Source organism: Gordonia sp. LMA484, assembly GCF_058129505.1.
In genome coordinates this window covers 1,432,969-1,451,379 of sequence record NZ_CM176700.1, presented here as the reverse complement: position 1 = coordinate 1,451,379, position 18,411 = coordinate 1,432,969, and the positions used below count along the sequence as shown (strand labels likewise).

Annotated in this window: 12 protein-coding genes; 4 read left to right on the top strand and 8 right to left on the bottom strand. The window is 68.2% G+C overall.

Annotation, left to right across the window (positions count from 1 at the left end; translation table 11 throughout):
• Nucleotides 1–9: 9 nt before the first annotated feature.
• Together AC4AMJ_RS06165 and aspS are read right to left on the bottom strand one after the other, a co-directional pair.
• On the bottom strand, nt 10–3,480 hold the full coding sequence (locus AC4AMJ_RS06165) for a transglutaminase family protein (RefSeq protein WP_489917534.1): 3,471 nt from the start codon (nt 3,478–3,480) through the stop codon (nt 10–12).
• A gap of 234 nt (nt 3,481–3,714) precedes the next feature.
• Complete coding sequence (gene aspS, locus AC4AMJ_RS06160) at nt 3,715–5,526, bottom strand: aspartate--tRNA ligase (protein ID WP_489917533.1); 1,812 nt, start codon at nt 5,524–5,526, stop codon at nt 3,715–3,717.
• Between the two features lie 236 nt (nt 5,527–5,762).
• On the opposite strand from aspS, the gene ypfJ reads away from it, so the two are divergent.
• The 3 genes from ypfJ to AC4AMJ_RS06145 all read left to right on the top strand — a co-directional run bounded on the left by ypfJ (nt 5,763) and on the right by AC4AMJ_RS06145 (nt 8,791).
• Nucleotides 5,763–6,626, top strand: a complete 864-nt coding sequence (gene ypfJ, locus AC4AMJ_RS06155) for a KPN_02809 family neutral zinc metallopeptidase (RefSeq protein WP_489894992.1) — start codon at nt 5,763–5,765, stop codon at nt 6,624–6,626.
• Nucleotides 6,623–8,287: a DUF885 domain-containing protein gene (locus AC4AMJ_RS06150; protein ID WP_489917532.1), complete on the top strand. Its 1,665-nt coding sequence runs from the start codon at nt 6,623–6,625 to the stop codon at nt 8,285–8,287. The genes ypfJ and AC4AMJ_RS06150 overlap by 4 nt, the downstream gene beginning before the upstream one ends.
• Nucleotides 8,288–8,380: 93 nt before the next feature.
• Nucleotides 8,381–8,791: a YybH family protein gene (locus tag AC4AMJ_RS06145; protein ID WP_489894988.1), complete on the top strand. Its 411-nt coding sequence runs from the start codon at nt 8,381–8,383 to the stop codon at nt 8,789–8,791.
• A gap of 2 nt (nt 8,792–8,793) precedes the next feature.
• Here the strand turns inward: AC4AMJ_RS06145 and hisS are convergent, their stop codons facing one another.
• Nucleotides 8,794–10,083, bottom strand: a complete 1,290-nt coding sequence (hisS, locus tag AC4AMJ_RS06140) for a histidine--tRNA ligase (protein ID WP_489894986.1) — start codon at nt 10,081–10,083, stop codon at nt 8,794–8,796.
• Nucleotides 10,080–10,820, bottom strand: a complete 741-nt coding sequence (locus tag AC4AMJ_RS06135) for an MBL fold metallo-hydrolase (protein ID WP_489894984.1) — start codon at nt 10,818–10,820, stop codon at nt 10,080–10,082. Before AC4AMJ_RS06135 ends, hisS begins: the two co-directional genes overlap by 4 nt.
• A 228-nt stretch (nt 10,821–11,048) precedes the next feature.
• Between AC4AMJ_RS06135 and AC4AMJ_RS06130 the strand changes: the two genes are divergently transcribed.
• A complete protein-coding gene (locus AC4AMJ_RS06130; protein WP_489894982.1) occupies nt 11,049–11,984 on the top strand; it encodes a peptidylprolyl isomerase in 936 nt (311 codons plus the stop codon).
• A gap of 366 nt (nt 11,985–12,350) precedes the next feature.
• Here AC4AMJ_RS06130 and AC4AMJ_RS06125 read toward each other — a convergent pair whose 3' ends face one another.
• The 4 genes from AC4AMJ_RS06125 to secF all read right to left on the bottom strand — a co-directional run bounded on the left by AC4AMJ_RS06125 (nt 12,351) and on the right by secF (nt 18,407).
• Complete coding sequence (locus AC4AMJ_RS06125) at nt 12,351–14,765, bottom strand: RelA/SpoT family protein (protein WP_489894980.1); 2,415 nt, start codon at nt 14,763–14,765, stop codon at nt 12,351–12,353.
• A 130-nt stretch (nt 14,766–14,895) separates the two neighbouring features.
• On the bottom strand, nt 14,896–15,450 hold the full coding sequence (locus AC4AMJ_RS06120) for an adenine phosphoribosyltransferase (RefSeq protein WP_489894978.1): 555 nt from the start codon (nt 15,448–15,450) through the stop codon (nt 14,896–14,898).
• Nucleotides 15,443–17,164: an ABC transporter substrate-binding protein gene (locus AC4AMJ_RS06115; protein WP_489917531.1), complete on the bottom strand. Its 1,722-nt coding sequence runs from the start codon at nt 17,162–17,164 to the stop codon at nt 15,443–15,445. Before AC4AMJ_RS06115 ends, AC4AMJ_RS06120 begins: the two co-directional genes overlap by 8 nt.
• Before the next feature lie 10 nt (nt 17,165–17,174).
• Nucleotides 17,175–18,407 carry a protein translocase subunit SecF gene (gene secF, locus AC4AMJ_RS06110; RefSeq protein ID WP_489900859.1) on the bottom strand — a complete coding sequence of 411 codons (1,233 nt, stop codon included), beginning with the start codon at nt 18,405–18,407 and terminating at the stop codon, nt 17,175–17,177.
• Between the last annotated feature and the right edge of the window lie 4 nt (nt 18,408–18,411).

The window sequence follows — 18,411 nt, the reverse complement described above, 5'->3', positions numbered from 1 at the left end:
ACGAAACAGTCACCGGAGAACTGTACGTGCCCGACGCAGATCGAGGATTGCCGGGACCCCGGAATCGGTCGCGATCCGCGCGTGACGCTCGCGCAGCAGTCCCACGTCGACGACACCGCTGGTGTGCCCGGTTGCCTCGAACCGGCCGTTGCGCCGAGACTCCGCCTCGACGGCATTGACCGGTGGGCGGTCGTAGGCCCGGCCACCGGGGTGCACCACGTGATAGGTCGCACCGCCCACCGACCGCTCCGACACCGTGTCCACCAGGTCGAACGTCAACGGCGTGTCGACACTGATCGTCGGGTGCAGGGCACTCGGCGGCTGCCATGCGCGGAACCGGATGCCGGCGACCCGCTCTCCGGTACGCCCGGTCGGCCGAAGCGGAATCGGGAAACCGTTGCAGGTGAGCATGAACCGGTCGTCCTCACCGCCGAGGACCCGGACCTGGACGCGCTCGATGGACGAGTCGACGTAACGCGCGGTGCCCATCCCGGTGGACTCCTCCCCGAGGGTGTTCCAGGGCTCGATCGCACCGCGCAACTCGACCTCGTGGTCGCGGATCTGCACCGTCCCCAGCCGGGGGAAGCGGAACTCGGTGAACGGGTCCAGCCATGCCGTGTCGAACGGGTAGCCCGCCTCTCGGAGTTCCTCGGCGACCGCGGCGATGTCGGCGATGATGTAGTGCGGCAACAGGTATTTACCGTGCAGATCCGCGCCGTGCCGGATCAGTCGGCCCCGGTAGGGGTTCTCCCAGAACCACGCCACGAGCGAACGCACGAGCAGCGACTGCACCATCGCCATCCGGTGGTGCGGCGGCATCTCGAAGGCACGCAGCTCCAGCAGACCGAGCCGGCCACGCGGCGAATCCGGGCTGTAGAGCTTGTCGATGCAGAACTCGGCCCGGTGGGTGTTGCCGGTGATGTCGGTGAGCAGATGCCGCAGCGCTCGGTCGGTGACCCACGGGTTCGGCGGCGCATCGATCGCGCTCGCACCGCCCGCCTTCACCGCGAGTCGATCGATCTCGGCGAAGGCGATCTCCAGCTCGTACAACGACGACTCGCGCCCCTCGTCGACACGGGGGGCCTGCGACGTGGTGCCGACGAACCGTCCGGAGAACAGGTATGACAACGCCGGATGCCGTTGCCAGTACGTCAGCATCGAGACCAGCAGGTCGGGGCGTCGCAACATCGGTGAATCCGCCGGGGTGGATCCGCCGAGAGTGATGTGGTTACCGCCGCCGGTGCCGCCGTGGCTGCCGTCGAGGTCGAACGTCTCGGTTCCCAGGCGCGACCGGCGGGCATGGTCATACAGGGACTCGAGCAGCTCGGACTGTTCGGCGAAACTGTCGGTGGGCTGGATGTTGACCTCGATGACACCGGGATCCGGCGTGACGGTCAGCGTGATGAGGCGCCCGTCCGCCGGCGCGCCGTATCCCTCGATCACCACCGGGGTGTCGATGTCGGCCGCCGCGTCCTCGACCATCTCGACGATCGCCAGGTACTCCTCGAGCGACGCGGTGGGCGGCAGGAACACATACAGCACGCCGCCCCGCATCTCGGCGACCACAGCGGACCGCGGCACGAACGCGCTCGGGTCCATCTCCTTGACCGTCCAGCCGAGTGCCTCTGCCGGATCGTCGGGCAGCGGGCCCGGACGGGCCGACGGGTCGACCTCGAACATCGTCGGTGCGGGCCCCCAGGACAGCGAGTTCAACGGCAGCCTGAGGCCGGCGGGCGATGTGCCGGGGGTGAGCACCAGCCGGCCGCGGCGGGTCGTCCAGCGCGCGCTCTGCCAAGCGGTCTCGTCCTCGGACCGGCTCAGCGGCAGCACGTACGCGGTCGGCGCGCTGACCGCTTCGTCGAGCTTCTCCAGCAATGCCCGACGGGCCGGGGTGGAGTCCTCCGGCGGTGTGAGGTCCTCGTCGGCGTCGGCCGCCTCGACCGCGGCCTCGGCGAGTTGGGCGGCGACGTAGGTGCGCAGCGTCGGGTCGTCGCCGGGGTCGCCGGGCGGCAGCGCCGCCAGGTCTCGCATCCGCAGCAGCGGGTCCTCGAAGGCCGGCATGACCTGGGACAGCGGAAGCCTCAGGCGGGTCGCGAATGCGGCGAGCAGTTTCTCGGCCGTCCCCGATGATCCGCGGGTCCCTGGTTTCGGGCCGCTCGACTCGACGTCGATGCTCGCCTGTGCCTCCGCGCGGGTGGACCACGGGTCGGCCAGGAGTTCGGGACGTCGCCAGATGGGCAGTCCGTCGGCACGCCACATCAGCGCGATCTGCCAGCGCGGCAGCGGTTCACCCGGGTACCACTTGCCCTGACTGCGCTGCACCAATCCGGTCGGTGCGTAGGCCTCCTTGAGGCGGGCCGCGAGGTCCGATGCCAACTCCCGCTTGTGCGGGCCGTCGGCGGCCGTTGTCCACTCCGGGTCGGTCTGGTTGTCGATCGAGACGAACGTCGGCTCCCCACCCATGGTGAGCCGGACGTCGTTCTCCTTCATCTTCGCGTCGACGGCGGCGCCCAACTCCTGCACGCGCTCCCACTGCGACGGCGTGTACGGCAGCGTCACCCGCGGGTCCTCGTGGAAGCGGGACACGGTGTTGGAGAAGTCCAGCGTGGCGTGGCAGGGCCCGGTCGCGCCGGTGATCGGGGCGGCACCGCCCGGGCTCGGCGTCGCCGCGAGCGGGATGTGGCCCTCGCCCGCGAACAGACCCGACGTCGGGTCCATCCCCACCCAGCCCGCGCCGGGCAGATAGACCTCGGTCCACGCGTGCAGGTCGGTGAAGTCGGCGTCCGGGCCCGACGGTCCGTCGAGCGACTTGATGTCGGAGGTCAGCTGGACCAGGTAGCCGGACACGAAGCGTGCGGCCAGGCCGAGTTCACGCAGGACCGCCACCAGGAGCCAGGCCGAGTCACGACAGGAACCGATCCCGCTGGCCAGCGTGTACTCGGGCGTCTGTACACCCGCCTCGAGGCGGACCGTGTAGCCGACCGCCTTCTGCACCGCCTGATTCAGGGACACCAGGAAATCGATGATCCGCACCTTGCCGCCGGGCTTGTGTTCGGCCGCGAATTCGGCGATCGACGGATGCACCGGCGAACCGGCGAACTCCCCCTCGGTCACCCCCACCGGCCGCAGGAAGATCTCCAGGTCGGTGCTCAGTTCCTCGGGGTAGTCGAAACCGTAGTTCTCCGCCCAGTCCTCGATGAAGAAGTCGAACGGGTTGATCGCCGTCAGGTCGGCCACCAGACTGACCGTGATCGACAGCGACGTGGACGGCTCGGGGAACACCAGACGGGCCATGTAGTTGCTGAACGCGTCCTGCTGCCAGTTCAGGAAGTGTTCCGCCGGTTCGATTTTCAGCGAGTAGGCCTCGATGGGCGTGCGCGAGTGCGGCGCCGGCCGCAGACGTACCACGTGGGGGAAGATCTTTGCCGGGCGATCGAACGCGTAACTCGTACGATGCTCGAGGGCCACCTTGATCGTCATGTCAGAAATCTCATCACAGATACCGATCCGATGCCGGATATGCGGGAGGTATCACGCCCATCCGTTGTGTGATCCGCCGCGCGGGAAGCGCCCCGGGAAAGCGTCCCCGTCAGAACCGCGATCGACATGGTGTTCGCGGCGCTGCTGCGAGGGGCACTTCTCCGGGGTGCATTTCCGGGGTGCATTTCCGGCCTGTCGGAAGCGGGGGCCTCCGGGACCGGTGAGCCGGGACGGTCAGGCGCTGCCGTCGGCACGTTCGGCCGCGTTCTCGGCAGGCTGATGACGCGAGACCGGCTTGGCATCGATGCCCGATTCCTTGCGCTGCTGCGGGGTGATCGCCGCGGGCGCATCGGTGAGCGGGTCGACACCGCCGCCGGACTTCGGGAACGCGATCACCTCACGGATCGAGTTCTCGCCGGCGAGCAGCGCGGTGATGCGGTCCCAGCCGAACGCGATCCCGCCGTGCGGCGGTGCGCCGTAGGCGAAGGCGTCGAGCAGGAAGCCGAACTTCTCCTGCGCCTCCTCGTGGCTGATGCCCATGATCTCGAATACGCGCTCCTGCACGTCGCGGCGATGGATACGGATCGATCCGCCACCGATCTCGTTTCCGTTGCACACGATGTCGTAGGCGTAGGCCAGCGCCGAACCGGGATCGGACTCCAACTGGTCGACGGATTCGGGTTTGGGTGCGGTGAACGCGTGATGGACCGCGGTCCACGCGCCGGAGCCGACGGCGACGTCACCGGAGGCGGTCGCCTCGTCGGCCGGTTCGAACAAGGGGGCGTCGACCACCCAGGTGAAAGCCCACTCCCCGTCGTTGATGAGGCCGAGCCGCTCGGCGATCTCACCACGTGCCGCACCGAGCAGCGCCCGCGACGACTTCACCGCACCGGCACCGAAGAACACACAGTCGCCCGGGCTCGCCCCCACATGTGCGACGAGTCCGGCACGCTCGGCATCGGACAGGTTCTTGGCCACGGGGCCGCCGAGTTCGCCGTCCTCACCGACCAACACATAGGCCAGGCCCTTGGCGCCGCGTTGTTTGGCCCACTCCTGCCAGGCGTCGAGCTGTCGACGCGGCTGCGATGCACCACCCGGCATGACGACGGCACCGACGTAGGGCGCCTGGAACACCCGGAACGGGGTGTCGGCGAAGTACTCGGTGCATTCGACGAGCTCGATACCGAAACGGAGATCGGGTTTGTCGGTGCCGAATCGGCGCATCGCGTCGGCATAGGTGATCCGTGGGATGGGCGTGGTGATCTCGACGTCGATCAGCTTCCACAACGCGGCGAGCACCTCTTCGGCCAGCGCGATGACGTCGTCCTGGTCGACGAAGCTCATCTCGAGGTCGAGCTGGGTGAACTCCGGCTGGCGGTCGGCCCGGAAGTCCTCGTCGCGGTAGCAGCGCGCGATCTGGTAGTAACGCTCCATCCCGGCGACCATCAGCAGCTGCTTGAACAGCTGGGGGCTTTGCGGCAGCGCGTAGAACGTGCCGGGCTGCAGTCGAGCGGGCACCAGGAAGTCACGGGCTCCTTCCGGGGTCGACCGGGTCAGGGTCGGCGTCTCGATCTCGACGAAGTCGTGATCGGCGAGCACACCGCGCGCAGCTGCATTCACCTGCGAGCGCAGCCGTAGCGCCCGGGCCGGACCCTCGCGACGCAGATCGAGGTACCGGTAGTGCAGGCGGGCCTCTTCGCCGGGAGCATCGTCGAGCTGGAACGGCAACGGCGCGGCCGCATTGAGCACCTCGAGTTTCGCGGCGTTGATCTCGATCTCACCGGAGCCCAGGTTCGGGTTCTCGCTGCCCTCGGGCCGCACCTCGACCACCCCGGTGACCGCGACGCAGAACTCGGCGCGCAGCCGGTGCGCCGCCTCGGCGACCGCCTCGTCGCGGAAGACCACCTGGACCAGACCCGAGCTGTCGCGCAGGTCGATGAAGATCACGCCCCCGTGATCACGGCGACGTGCGACCCAACCGGCGACGGTGACGGTCTGCGAGGCGTCGGCGCGGCGAAGCGAACCGGCGAGATGGGTGCGGAGCACTCAGAGTCCTTCCAGAGCTGATACGTGGTGAATCTCGCCAATCCTACTTTCGTGACCACCGACGACCTGCACCCGGCCGTCTCCGACGCCGAGGGGGCACACGGGTTGTGACGCGGGGCACCGCCGCGCGAACCGGGGCAGCCGACAGCGACGACGAATATGCTCGACCGTGCCGACCTCCGGTCACCCGCACCGGTCTGGCGGATGGTGTGTGATCGGCGAGCAAGGAGACCGAGATGACCTTTCAGGGCGGCGGCCCCCTCGACACGGGCAATGTCTCGGGTGGAGGTGGCGGCGGGATGGGCCGCATCGCGCTCGGCGGCGGCGCCGGGCTCATCGTCACCATCGTCGCGCTGTTCTTCGGGATCGATCCCGGCTCGTTGACCGGCGGCTCGACCTACGGCAACGACACCGTGAACAGCCAGGGTGCGGCCGAGCTGAACGACCACATCCGGTCGTGCACCATCGAGAAGGCCAACACCGACGCCATCTGCCGGATCGTCGCGACGACCAACAGCCTCGACGACGTCTGGTCGGATCTCATGCCGCGCTACACGCCCCCGAACACGAAGATCTTCGCCGGATCGGTGAACACCGGGTGCGGGCCGGCGACGTCGGCAACCGGACCTTTCTACTGCCCCACCGATCAGACGGCCTACTTCGACCCGTCCTTCTTCGTCCAGCTCGAACAGATGGGTGGCAGCGACGGTCCCCTCGCCCAGGAGTATGTGGTCGCGCACGAATACGGCCATCATGTGCAGAACCTGACCGGCGCCCTCCAGAAGGGCAACCGGATGGGATCTCAGGGTCCGCTGTCCGGTTCGGTGCGCGTCGAGCTGCAGGCCGACTGTCTCGCGGGAGTGTGGGCCTACCACGCGGACAAGGGCCCCGACGCGATGCTCGAACCGTTGACCTCGGATCAGATCGACTCCGTCATCCAGACCGCGAAGGCGATCGGCGACGACACCATCCAGGGTGCGAACTCCAACCCGGAGGGCTGGACCCACGGATCGGCACAGCAGCGCTCCCGCTGGTTCACCATCGGCTACGACTCAGGTGACCCACGCAGGTGCGACACCTTCGCCACCAACGACCTATGACCGGCCCCGACAGGTCGACCCCCCGCCCCGCGACCGCCATCGACCGCATCGCCGACGACTACCTGGCCGAGCAGTCGCGTCTCGACCCGCTGTTCGCCACCGAGATCGGCGTCCCGGGGCACGACCACGAGCTCACCGACTTCTCCCCCGGCGGGTGCGCTGCCCGGGCGGCTGCCGCGCGCGCGGCGGTACATGCGCTCACCGACGCCCCGATTGTCGACGACGTCGACCGTGTGACGGTCGCGACCATGTCGGCGTCGCTGCGTCGGGAGATCGCCCTGGCCGAGGCTGGGGAGCGTGTCGGTGACTGCAACGTGATCGCCTCGCCGCTGCAGGCCGTCCGCGACATCTTCGACCTGATGCCGTCGGACACACCGGAGTCTCGGGAGATGTTCCTCGCTCGATTACGGGCGGTGCCCGAGTGCGTCGACACGATCATCGACGGCCTCCGGCACCGTGTCGTGCACGGGCCGGCGATCGCTCGGCGACAGGTGGAACTCGCCGCGACCCAGGCGGACGATGCGGCCGATGCGATCGCCACCAACACCGGCCCGCTCACCGCCGCCGAGGCGTCGGCGCGGCAGCTGGAGACGACACTCGGCGACGTCGGCGTGGCGTTCGCGGCCCTGGCGGCCGTGCTGCGCACCGAGGTCGCACCGGTCGCGACGTCGACGGATGGGGTGGGACGCGAGCGGTACCTGCGCCACCTGCCGGCCCATCTCGGAGCCGATGTCGACCCTGACGACGCGTATGCGTGGGGTTTGGATCGGTTGTCGTCGATCGCGGCCGAGCAGGCTGCAATCGTCGCCGACCTCCTTCCCGGCGCATCGGTCCCCGATGCGATGGCGCATCTGGATACGTTGCCGCGCTACGCGATCGCCGATCGCCATGCGTTTGTCGCGTGGATGCAGGAGTTGTCCGACCGGGCAGTCGACGGATTGGCCGGGACCCACTTCGACATCCCGCCGCGGCTGACCCGACTCGAATGCCGACTGGCACCGTCTTCGACCGGGATCATCTACTACACGCAGCCGAGCGCGGACCTGTCCCGGCCCGGACGGATGTGGTGGTCGGTTCCGCCGGAACAGACGGTCTTCCACACCTGGCAGGAGACCACGACGGTGTTCCACGAAGGTGTGCCCGGACATCACCTGCAATTGGGTTCGGCGATCGTCGCCGAGGATCTCAACTCGTGGCGCAAGCTCGCGTCCTTCACGTCCGGACACGGTGAGGGTTGGGCGCTCTATGCCGAACGGCTCATGGGTGAACTCGGTTGGCTCGACGATCCCGGGGATCGAATGGGCATGCTCGACTCGCAGCGCCTACGCGCCGCGCGGGTCGTCGTCGACATCGGCGTGCACTGTGGGCTGCCCGCGCCTGCCGCGCTCGGCGGGGGAACGTGGGATGCCGACAAGGCGTGGCAGTTCCTCACCGACTCCGTCGCGATGGATCGCGCGGTGCTGCGGTTCGAGCTCAATCGCTATCTCGGGTGGCCCGGGCAGGCCCCGTCCTATGCGCTCGGTCAACGGGTCTGGGAGAACACGCGGAACGCCGCACTCGCCACCCATCCCGGTTGGACCTTGAAGGACTTCCACACCCGAGCCCTTGCGCTGGGCGGGGTGTCCCTCGACGTACTGGCCGCCGAACTCACGCGGCCCTGATTCGGACGCCGGCCGCCACACCGCCCGGGCTCGAGATGCGGCGGCTCGCTGGAGGTCACGATCTACCGTGGGAGGGACTGAAACGGAGATCCGATGACCAACGCAACCCGCCTGGCCGTTCGCAGCGTCGAGGAGGCCTATGACGCGGCGTGGCAACGGGCGGACCTCGACGGCATCATCGCGTGCCTGGCCCCGGACGCGGTGCTCGTGAGTCCGCGGGGCGAGGTGGCTCGCGGGCACCAGGCGATCCGCGAGGTGCTGGGTCTGCTGCTCGCCGGCGAGGCACAGGGGTCACGCCACGAGAGCACCGTCGAACGCATAGAACTGGTCACCGACGACGTCGCGGTCGTCGACGGCCGGGCGCGGGTCACCGGGGTCGCTGCTTCCCTCGGCGGTCCGGGCTCGGCAGTCGAGCACGGTTTCACCGACGTGCTGGTGAGGCGCGAGGGCCGCTGGGTCATCTCACAGGTACGCGCCTACGGTCTGCAACCGCACAGCCCATAGGCTCACCCCAGCAGCCGTCGAGCCTCCTCGACCACGGCGTCCAACGCGATCCGATGTTGCTCACCGTTCGAGAGATCCTTGACCTCGATCATCCGCTCGGCCAGCTCCCGGTCGCCGAGCACGAGTGCCAGACGCGCACCCGAGCGATCCGCCGCCTTCATCGCCCCCTTGAGACCGCGGTCGCCGTAGGCGAGGTCGACGCTGATGCCCGCGGCACGCAATTGACCGGCGACGCCGACCAATTCGGCCTTGGCATCGGCCCCCATCGGGACGCCGAACACCTGGCATCGGGCGACGTCGGCGTGCGCGACACCTTCGGCCTCCATCGCCAGCATCGTGCGGTCGACGCCGAGCCCGAACCCGATACCGGACAGATCCTGTTTGGCACCGAGCACCCGCATCAGCCCGTCGTAGCGTCCACCGCCGCCGATCCCGGACTGGGCACCGAGACCGTCGTGGACGAACTCGAATGTCGTCTTCGTGTAGTAATCCAGACCACGCACCAGCCGTGTGTTGATCTCATAGGGCACGCCGAGCCGTTTCAGATTGGTCAGAACCGTGTCGAAATGGGCGCGGGCGTCATCGGAGAGATAGTCGATCATCAGCGGCGCGTTCGCGGTGGCCGCCTTGATCTCCGGCCGCTTGTCGTCGAGCACGCGCAGCGGATTGATCTGGGCGCGATGTCGCGTCGCCTCATCGAGATCGAGTCCGAACAGGAACTCCTGCAACGCCTCTCGGTACGGGCCACGACTGGCTTCGTCGCCGAGCGAGGTGATCTCCAATCGGTAGCCGCTCAATCCGAGCCGCCGGTATCCCTCGTCGGCCACCGCGATGACCTCGGCGTCGAGCGCGGGATCATCGATCCCGATCGCCTCCACGCCCACCTGCTGCAGCTGACGGTACCGACCCGCCTGCGGCTTCTCGTAGCGGAAAAACGGTCCGGCATAGCAGAGTTTGATCGGCAACGCTCCACGGTCGAGGCCGTGCTGAATGACGGCGCGCACCACGCCGGCCGTGCCCTCGGGGCGCAGCGTGACCGACCGGTCACCGCGGTCGGCGAACGTGTACATCTCCTTGCTGACCACATCGGTCGATTCGCCGACGCCCCGTGCGAACAGCGCGGTGTCCTCGAATATCGGAAGCTCGATGTGGCCGTAGCCGGCCAGACGCGCGGCGTCGGTCAACGTGTCCCGGACGCGCCGGAAGTCCGCCGACGACGGCGGGAAGTAGTCGGGGATGCCCCGCGGCGCGGAGAAGTCCTTGGATCGGGCCCCGTCGAGGTTGCCGCTCACAGTCCGTAACGTCCCTTCTTCGGTGTGGAGCCCGTCGGGCCGAGGTCTGTGAGGAAGGGATTGCCGGCCCGTTCGGCTCCGATCGATGTCTGCGGACCGTGACCGGGCAGGACCTGGGTGTGGTCCGGCAGCGGCAGCAACTTGGCGGCGATGGAGTCGAGCAATTGCTGATGGCTGCCACCGGGCAGGTCGGTGCGGCCGATGGATCCGGCGAAGAGCACGTCGCCGGAGAAGCAGACCGGCACCACGTCGGGCGCCCCGTCGGCCTTGTCCTGCGGGTCTGCGTCGACCGGGACCTCGATTCCGAGCAGCACCGAGCCCTGCGTATGGCCGGGCGCCAGATCGACCGAGATCCGGATACCCGCCAGGTCGACGTCCTCGCCGTCGACGAAGTCGATCACCTTCTCGGGCTCCCGGAACTCGAGCGACCCGATCATTCCTCCCAGCGCACGACCGAGACCCATGCCCGGATCGGCCAGCATCGGCCGGTCGTCGGGGTGGATGTAGGCGGGAATGGAGAACTCGTCACACAGTTCGGCGGCATTCCAGGTGTGATCGAGGTGCCCGTGGGTGAGCAGCACGGCCACCGGTGTCAGGTCATGTTCGGTCAGGAGTTCGCGCACCCGCACGGCGGCGTCCTGTCCCGGGTCGATGATGACCGCCTCGGCACCCGCTTCGGAGGCGAGGAGATAGCAGTTGGTCTGGAACATCCCGGCCGGGAATCCGGTGATCAGCATCTGTCCATTGTGACAAAGGCGGGCGACGGCTCCACTCGCGCCCGTCCGCGGCGTTGCCCGACCGTGCTCGACCCACGCACACTCCCCGGCAATCCCACTCTCAGGTTCAGCTGGCACACTGGCCACTCGATGTAGCATCAGCGCCGATTCACGTGTCGCGATGGCACGTCCGGCGTGCCATCCCCCGGGGGGAATCCACGGCACACGAGTTCAGGAGGGTCCAACCGCGTGTCCAGCAACGAGGAACGTCGCGAGGCCGCCAAGCGCAAGCTGGAAGACCGGCTCGAGAGGGACCGCCAGCAGGCCCGGCGACGCAAGATCATCATCGCCTCGGTGTCGACCGTCGTGGTCGTGGCGATCGTCGCGACGGCGACGACTCTCATCGTCAAGAAGGTGCTCGACGACCGCGAGGCCGCCCGGTGGACCGCGTGTTCCTATGAGGACCAGCCGAGCCGTTTCGATCAATTGCCCAAGGAGGTGCCGGCCCAGGTCCCGGCCGACCAGCGTGCCCAGGCACAGGCTTATCTCGACGAGATGCGCGCGGGCGAACCGAAGCAGCGCACCTCACCTAAGCCCGACGACAAGCAGCTCAAGGAAGGCACCGCCAACCTGGTACTCGACACCAACCAGGGCGCCATCCCGATCACGCTCGACCGCACGGGCGCGCCGTGCAACACCGGTGCCGTCATCTCGTTGGCCGAGAACAAGTTCTACAACGACACCCCGTGCCATCGACTCACCAACAGCGACACGCTCAAGGTGCTGCAGTGCGGCGATCCGACCGGCACCGGGGCCGGCGGGCCGGGGTGGTCGAGCCCCGACGAGCTGCCGACCGATCTGAAACCGGCAGGTCAGCCCGATCCGATGTCCGGCACCGCCCCGGTGGTCTATCCCCGCGGCACCGTCGCCATCGCCAACAGCAACAATCCGCAGTCGGGTGAATCCAACACCGGCTCGAGCCAGTTCTTCCTGGTCCTCCAGGACAGCCAACTGGCACCGAACTATTCGGTGGTCGGCAAGGTCGACCCGGACGGTCTCACCGTCCTCGACAAGATCCAGAAGAATGGTCTGACGCCGGGCCCCAACGGCAGCGCCGACGACGGCCGGCCGAAGCAGCCGGTGCAGATCACCACCGCGACCGTCGATTCCGGCAGCCAGGACTGACCGGGCAGCGCTGAGCGCTGGTCCGAAGCGTCAACGAGGGAGATGCCGCGACTCTGGCCTCGGGGAGCGAGCGTGCGTCACGAAGGGCCGCCCTTCGTGACACCCCTCCGCTGGCGCTCCGGGGTTCCTCAGGGATCGGGACGGACTCACCGCTGGCGCTCCGGGGTTCCTCAGGGATCGGCACGGACTCACCGCTGGCGCTCCGGGGTTCCTCAGGGACCGGGACGGACTCACCGCTCGCGCTCCGGGGTTCCTCAGGGACCGGGTGGACATTGCTCCGCCACCAGCGGAGGACCGTTTGTCCCCGCTCCCTGAGGAGGTCCGGAGCGCCAGCGGAGGGCCGTCACGAAGGGCGCAGCGCGGCTGTCAGGCTGCCGACGTCACCCGGTACACGTCGTAGACTCCCTCGACGTTGCGGACGACGTTGAGCACATGGCCGAGATGCTTGGGGTCGCCCATCTCGAAGGTGAACTTGCTGATCGCGACGCGGTCTCGGCTCGTGGTCACCGACGCCGACAGGATGTTGACGCGTTCGTCGGCGAGCACCTTGGTGACGTCGGACAGGAGCCGATGGCGGTCGAGCGCCTCCACCTGGATGGCCACCAGGAACACCGACGACGGTGAGGGCGCCCACGCGACCTCGATGATCCGTTCGGACTGCTCCTTCAACGAAGCGGCATTGGTGCAGTCGGTGCGGTGCACGCTGATCCCACCGCCCCGCGTCACGAACCCCATGATCTCGTCACCGGGCACCGGGGTGCAGCACTTGGCGAGCTTGGCCATGACGTTGTCGAGTCCTTCGACCACCACACCGGCATCGCCACCGTGGCGGGTACGCGTCGGCAGCGTCGAGGGCGTGGACCGCTCGGCGATCTCGTCGACCGCGTCGTCCAGCCCGCCGAGGGCCGCGACGAGCCGGTTGACCACGTGACGGGCGGAGACGTGATGCTCCCCCACCGCCGTGTAGAGGGCGGTGACGTCCGAATAGCGCAGTTCCGTCGCGATCGCCGCCAGGGATTCGGCACTCATCAAGCGCTGCAACGGTAATCCGCCGCGGCGGACCTCTTTGGCGATGGCGTCCTTGCCGGCCTCGAGTGCCTCCTCGCGACGCTCCTTGGCGAACCACTGCCGGATCTTGGCCTTCGCACGCGGGGACACGACGAAGTTCTGCCAGTCCTTCGACGGTCCGGCGTTGGGTGCCTTCGAGGTGAACACCTCGACGACCTCACCGTTCTCCAGCTTGCGCTCGAGTGCGACCAGCCGGCCGTTGACGCGCGCTCCGATGCAGCGGTGGCCCACCTCGGTGTGCACCGCGTAGGCGAAGTCCACCGGCGTCGAACCGGCCGGGAGGGTGATCACGTCCCCCTTGGGGGTGAACACGAAGATCTCCTGCACCGCGAGGTCATAGCGCAGTGACTCCAGGAACTCGCCCGGATCGGCGGCCTCACGCTGCCAATCGAGCAGCTGGCGCATCCAGGCCATGTCGTCGATCTCGCCGGCATCCTTGCGCGGGGTCTTGCCCTTGCGATAGCCGGTCTCCTTGTACCGCCAGTGCGCGGCGATCCCGAACTCGGCCGTGCGGTGCATCTCGTGGGTCCGGATCTGCACCTCGAGCGGCTTACCCTCCGGCCCGATCACCGTGGTGTGCAACGACTGATAGACGCCGAACCGCGGCTGGGCGATGTAGTCCTTGAACCGGCCGGCCATCGGCTGCCACAGGGAGTGCACAACACCGACGGCGGCGTAGCAATCACGCACCTCGTCGCACAGGATCCGAATACCCACCAGGTCGTGGATGTCGTCGAAGTCGCGTCCCTTGACGATCATCTTCTGATAGATCGACCAGTAGTGTTTCGGCCTGCCCTCGACCGTGGCCGAGATCCGGGCCCCACCGAGCGCGTTGTTGACGTCGGCACGGACGCGGGCCAGGTAGGTGTCGCGCGACGGCGCCCGGTCGGCGACGAGGCGGACGATCTCCTCGTATCGCTTCGGATGCAGGATGGCGAAGGACAGGTCCTCGAGTTCCCATTTGACCGTCGCCATACCGAGCCGATGAGCAAGCGGCGCAATAACTTCCAAGGTTTCTCGCGCCTTGCGCGCCTGCTTCTCCGGCGGCAGGAAACGCATCGTGCGCATGTTGTGCAGCCGGTCGGCGACCTTGATCACCAGCACCCGGGGGTCACGCGCCATCGCGATGATCATCTTGCGGATGGTCTCGGCCTCGGCCGCGCTGCCGAGGGCGACCTTGTCCAGTTTGGTGACACCGTCGACAAGGTGGGCGACCTCGGCCCCGAAGTCCTTCTCGAGCGCCTCGAGGGTATAGCCGGTGTCCTCGACGGTGTCATGCAGGAGTGCGGCCACCAGCGTCGTCGTGTCCATGCCGAGGTCGGCGAGAATCGTCGCGACCGCGAGCGGATGGGTGATGTAGGGGTCACCCGACTTGCGGGTCTGCCCTTCGTGCCGTTCGTCGGCGACGTCATAGGCGTGTTGCAGGAGCGCGGTGTCGGCCTTGGGATAGATCTCCCGGTGCAAGGTCACCAGTGGTTCCAACACCGGGCGGACCGGGCTGCGGGTGGCCGTCATCCGGCGGGCGAGCCGCGCGCGCACACGCCGCGACGCCGACGACGAGGGTGTCGCGATGATGTCGGTACGCGGTGGGGTCTCCCCGGAGGGCCTGGTCCCATCGGGCGCGGACGGCAGAGTGTCACGCGGGGGCCGCGGGCCCGTCCCCGTTGTGTCCACGCGTCCCTGATGGGCGTTGGTGTCGACCTCGTCGTGCATCGTGACCTCCTCTCCGTGTCCGGTCACCCACCGGCCGATCGGATGTCATCGCTCCGTCGCCGGTTCAGCCGACGTGTCGAACGCCGGATGAGGAGAGTCTAGTCGCCGGAAGCGGACCGCGGATCGAAGGTCAACCGTTGGTGACCGCACGCACCGGTAGTCGCGGGTCCAGTCCGTCGGCGATGGTCGCACGTCCGCCGAGCCCGTCGAGTTCCATGATCACCGCGATGCCGACAACGTGTGCGCCGGCACGATGCAGCAATTCGCCGGCGGCGACGGCGGTGCCGCCGGTGGCCAGCACGTCGTCGACGAGCAGCACGCGCCGGCCGGACAGGTCGATCGCGTCGGCGGGGATCTCCAGCGTGGCCGTGCCGTACTCGAGGGTGTACGTCACGCTGTGGACCGGCGGGGGCAGTTTGCCCCCCTTGCGCACCGCGAGCACGCCGACCCCGAGTTCCCGCGCCACCGCCCCACCGAGCAGGAATCCCCGCGCGTCGATCCCGGCGACCAGCTCGACGTCGGCGCAACCGTGGGTCAGCGCGGTGACGACAGCCGCCAGGCCGGCAGGGTCGGCCAGAACCGGTGTGAGGTCCTTGAAGTCGATGCCCGGTTTCGGGAAATCGGCGACCAGCCGCGTGTGGGTGGCGATCGCCGCACGAGCCTGTTCGAGGATTGAGTCAGTCACGTGCCGTCCACCGATCCATGTTCCATCCCGTGCCGTTGCGGCCCAGGCCGGCCACCACATTATCGACCCGCGGACCCCACACCTGCAGCCGAGGCGCGGCGAACAACGGGATGGACGGCAGCTCCGCCCACGCGGCGTTCTCGATGGTGCGCACCAGATCCAGGCGATCAGCGGCGAGATCCGACGCGACCAGCTGATCGATCGCACCGCTGACCTGGGCGTTGCGGAAACCGCCGAGGTTGAGCGGGTCCCCGCCCCGCAGTTGGTATGCGTCGCGAGAGGGGTTGGCCGCCCCGGCCGCGGCAAAGCCGGTGCCGTTGGCGACCAGCAGGACGTCGGCGTCACGACCCAACGCCGACGGCGTCAGGTCGGCCGAACCCACGTCGACCACGTCGATGCCGACCTGCCGGCAGGACTCCGCGATGGCGGCGACCATCTGGCGCCGGCGCTCCATCGGCGCCAGATAGCCGATCCGCACCGTCATCGCAGTGGCCGATCCGGTGGACTCGTCGCTCAGCGCCTGCGCCCGCGGGAGATTCGGACGGGTGTACGCGCTGCCGAACGCGCCGTTGAGCTGTCCGGCGAGGTTGTCCGCGGGCGCGAGGACCCGTAGGTTCCAGAGTTGTGCTCCGGCCCCGAACTGACGGGCCAACCCGTCGCGAGGCACGCAGGACGCAAACGCCCGCCGCGCCCGGAGGTCGCCGAACACCCCTTTCTGCGCGAGCACCAACTCCTCGACACCGAGTGCCCGGTTCGGTTGCGGCAGAGATTGTTTCGAGACTTCGGCATCCGCACCCGACGGCGCGATGTCACCCGCGACCGCTCCGCGACTCACGTCGGCGATATCGAAATCGCCGTCCGACAGACGCTTGTCGGCATCCGTTCCGCGGTCCCACACCACGATCCGCTGCGTCTTCGGGGCATCCCCCCACCACGCTTCGTTCGCGGTGAGGACGAGGCCGTCCGACGTCGAGTAGTGATCGATCCGGTAGGGCCCAGACGACGGGAAGCGGGTCTCGTCGATGGTCCCGGGTGACAGGTCGAACCCGTCGTTCCACGCCGCCGCGATCTTGCCGATGGCGGCGTTGTCGCCGGACCGGATGGGATCGATGACGTCGGTGACACCGGCCTCTGCCGCCACCACGTGGGCGGGCAGCAAGGTACCGGCGCCGAACAGCGACAGCCAGTCCCGATAGTCGCGGCCCTGCACGAAGGACACCGTCGCCGATCTGTCGCCCGGCGTACAGTCGACCTTCTCGATGTCGCGGTATCCGGCGGTGGTCGCCTGCCGGAATCCCGGAAACCGGCCACTCATCGCGGCCCAGGCGAGGACCAGGTCGTCACAGTCGAGTGCCGGACCGTCCGAGAACCGGGCCTCCGGGTTGAAGTCGTACCGCAAGGCCAGGCTCGTACCCGGCACCGGTGTCACCGTTCCGATGTCGCGATCCGGGGTGACCTGCCCCTGCGCACCCAGGTAGCTGAACCCGGGCAGCATGCGGGTCGTCGCCATCAGCACACCGTCCGCGTTGGCCTCGACGGTGTTGGCGTTGTAGCTGTCGATGCGCGCGTCCACGACGTAATCGATGGCGGGCGGGCTGTCGTCGCCACATCCGGTCAGCAGACCGGCGAGCACCACCAGCACGCCGAGGAGGACCGACGACGTCACGGGCAGGCCGGATGGTCGGCGGGTGTCCGACCCGCTCCGCACAGTCACGACGCGTAGATTAGCGCGAGCGTCGCGGTTTCCCCGTGGGGGTACGGGGCGAGTCGTCGACGGCGGCGGTCGCATTGCGCCGACCGGACGCCCGTCCCTTCGCCGGGCGAGGTGCATCGGCCAGGTCATCCCCGGACTCGACGCGGGCACGTCGATCGAGCACACGTTTCGTGTGGCGGCTGATGTCCGGGCGACGCTCCTTCAGCGTCGCCAGGAGGGGAGCCGCCAGGAAGATCGACGAGTAGGCACCGACCACGACACCGACGAGCTGAATCAACCCGAGGTCCTTGAGGGTGCCGACGCCGAGCATCCACACCGCGATGACCATCAGCGCGATGATTGGCAGCACCGAGATCACGGTCGTGTTGATCGACCTCATGAGGGTCTGGTTCACGGCGAGGTTGGCCTGTTCGGCGTAGGTTCGTCGCGTCGTCTGCAGCACCGATCGGGTGTTCTCATTGACCTTGTCGAACACCACCACGGTGTCGTAGATCGAGAAGCCGAGGATGGTGAGCAGACCGATGACGGTGGCCGGGGTGACCTCCCAGCCGACCAGCGAATATACGCCCGCGGTCACGATGATGTCGAAGAACAGGGAGGTCAGCGCGGCCAACGACATCTCGCGGTCGAACCGCACGGTGATGTAGACGAACACGATCACCAAGAAGACGGCGAGCGCGATCAGCATCTTGCGGGTGATCTCGCCACCCCAGGTGGAACTGACATCGGACGAACTCACCTCGTCCGCGGTCAACTCGGGCCCGAACTGGGCCGTCAGCGCCCTGGTGAGCTGCTCGTTCTGGGCGAGGGACAACGTCTCGGTCCGCACCTGCACGGTCTCGGAAGAACCGGACCCGGCGGTCTGCACCGATTCCGGCTCCTGCCCGAGCGTGTCCGAGAAGACGGTCTCGACCGAGTCGGCGGTGACCCCGGTGGAGACCGGGATCGAGATCTCGGTTCCACCCTCGAAGTCGATGCCCAGAGTGAAACCGCGGAAGGCGATCGATCCGATGCAGATCGCGATGATCACCGCGGTGACGATGTACCACCTGCGGCGATTGGGGATGATCCCGAACGCACCGGTACCTGTGTAGAGCCGGGACAGGAACGAGCGATTGCGTTCCGCCACATAGTTGGCGTCCGACGTCGACGACTGCGCCGATTCGGCGTCGTCACCGACCGGAGTCTCGGGCACTGCGACGCCACGCCCGGCGCCGGCGCGACCGGAGTTGGGCCGTTGCATGCTG

What these genes read in the sequence shown, in the direction of transcription:
- AC4AMJ_RS06125 (WP_489894980.1), bottom strand. Translation starts at nt 14,765, where the DNA reads ATGCACGACGAGGTCGACACCAACGCCCATCAGGGACGCGTGGACACA.
- AC4AMJ_RS06145 (WP_489894988.1), top strand. Translation starts at nt 8,381, where the DNA reads ATGACCAACGCAACCCGCCTGGCCGTTCGCAGCGTCGAGGAGGCCTAT.
- AC4AMJ_RS06150 (WP_489917532.1), top strand. Translation starts at nt 6,623, where the DNA reads ATGACCGGCCCCGACAGGTCGACCCCCCGCCCCGCGACCGCCATCGAC.
- secF (WP_489900859.1), bottom strand. Translation starts at nt 18,407, where the DNA reads ATGCAACGGCCCAACTCCGGTCGCGCCGGCGCCGGGCGTGGCGTCGCA.
- AC4AMJ_RS06165 (WP_489917534.1), bottom strand. Translation starts at nt 3,480, where the DNA reads ATGACGATCAAGGTGGCCCTCGAGCATCGTACGAGTTACGCGTTCGAT.
- ypfJ (WP_489894992.1), top strand. Translation starts at nt 5,763, where the DNA reads ATGACCTTTCAGGGCGGCGGCCCCCTCGACACGGGCAATGTCTCGGGT.
- AC4AMJ_RS06135 (WP_489894984.1), bottom strand. Translation starts at nt 10,820, where the DNA reads ATGCTGATCACCGGATTCCCGGCCGGGATGTTCCAGACCAACTGCTAT.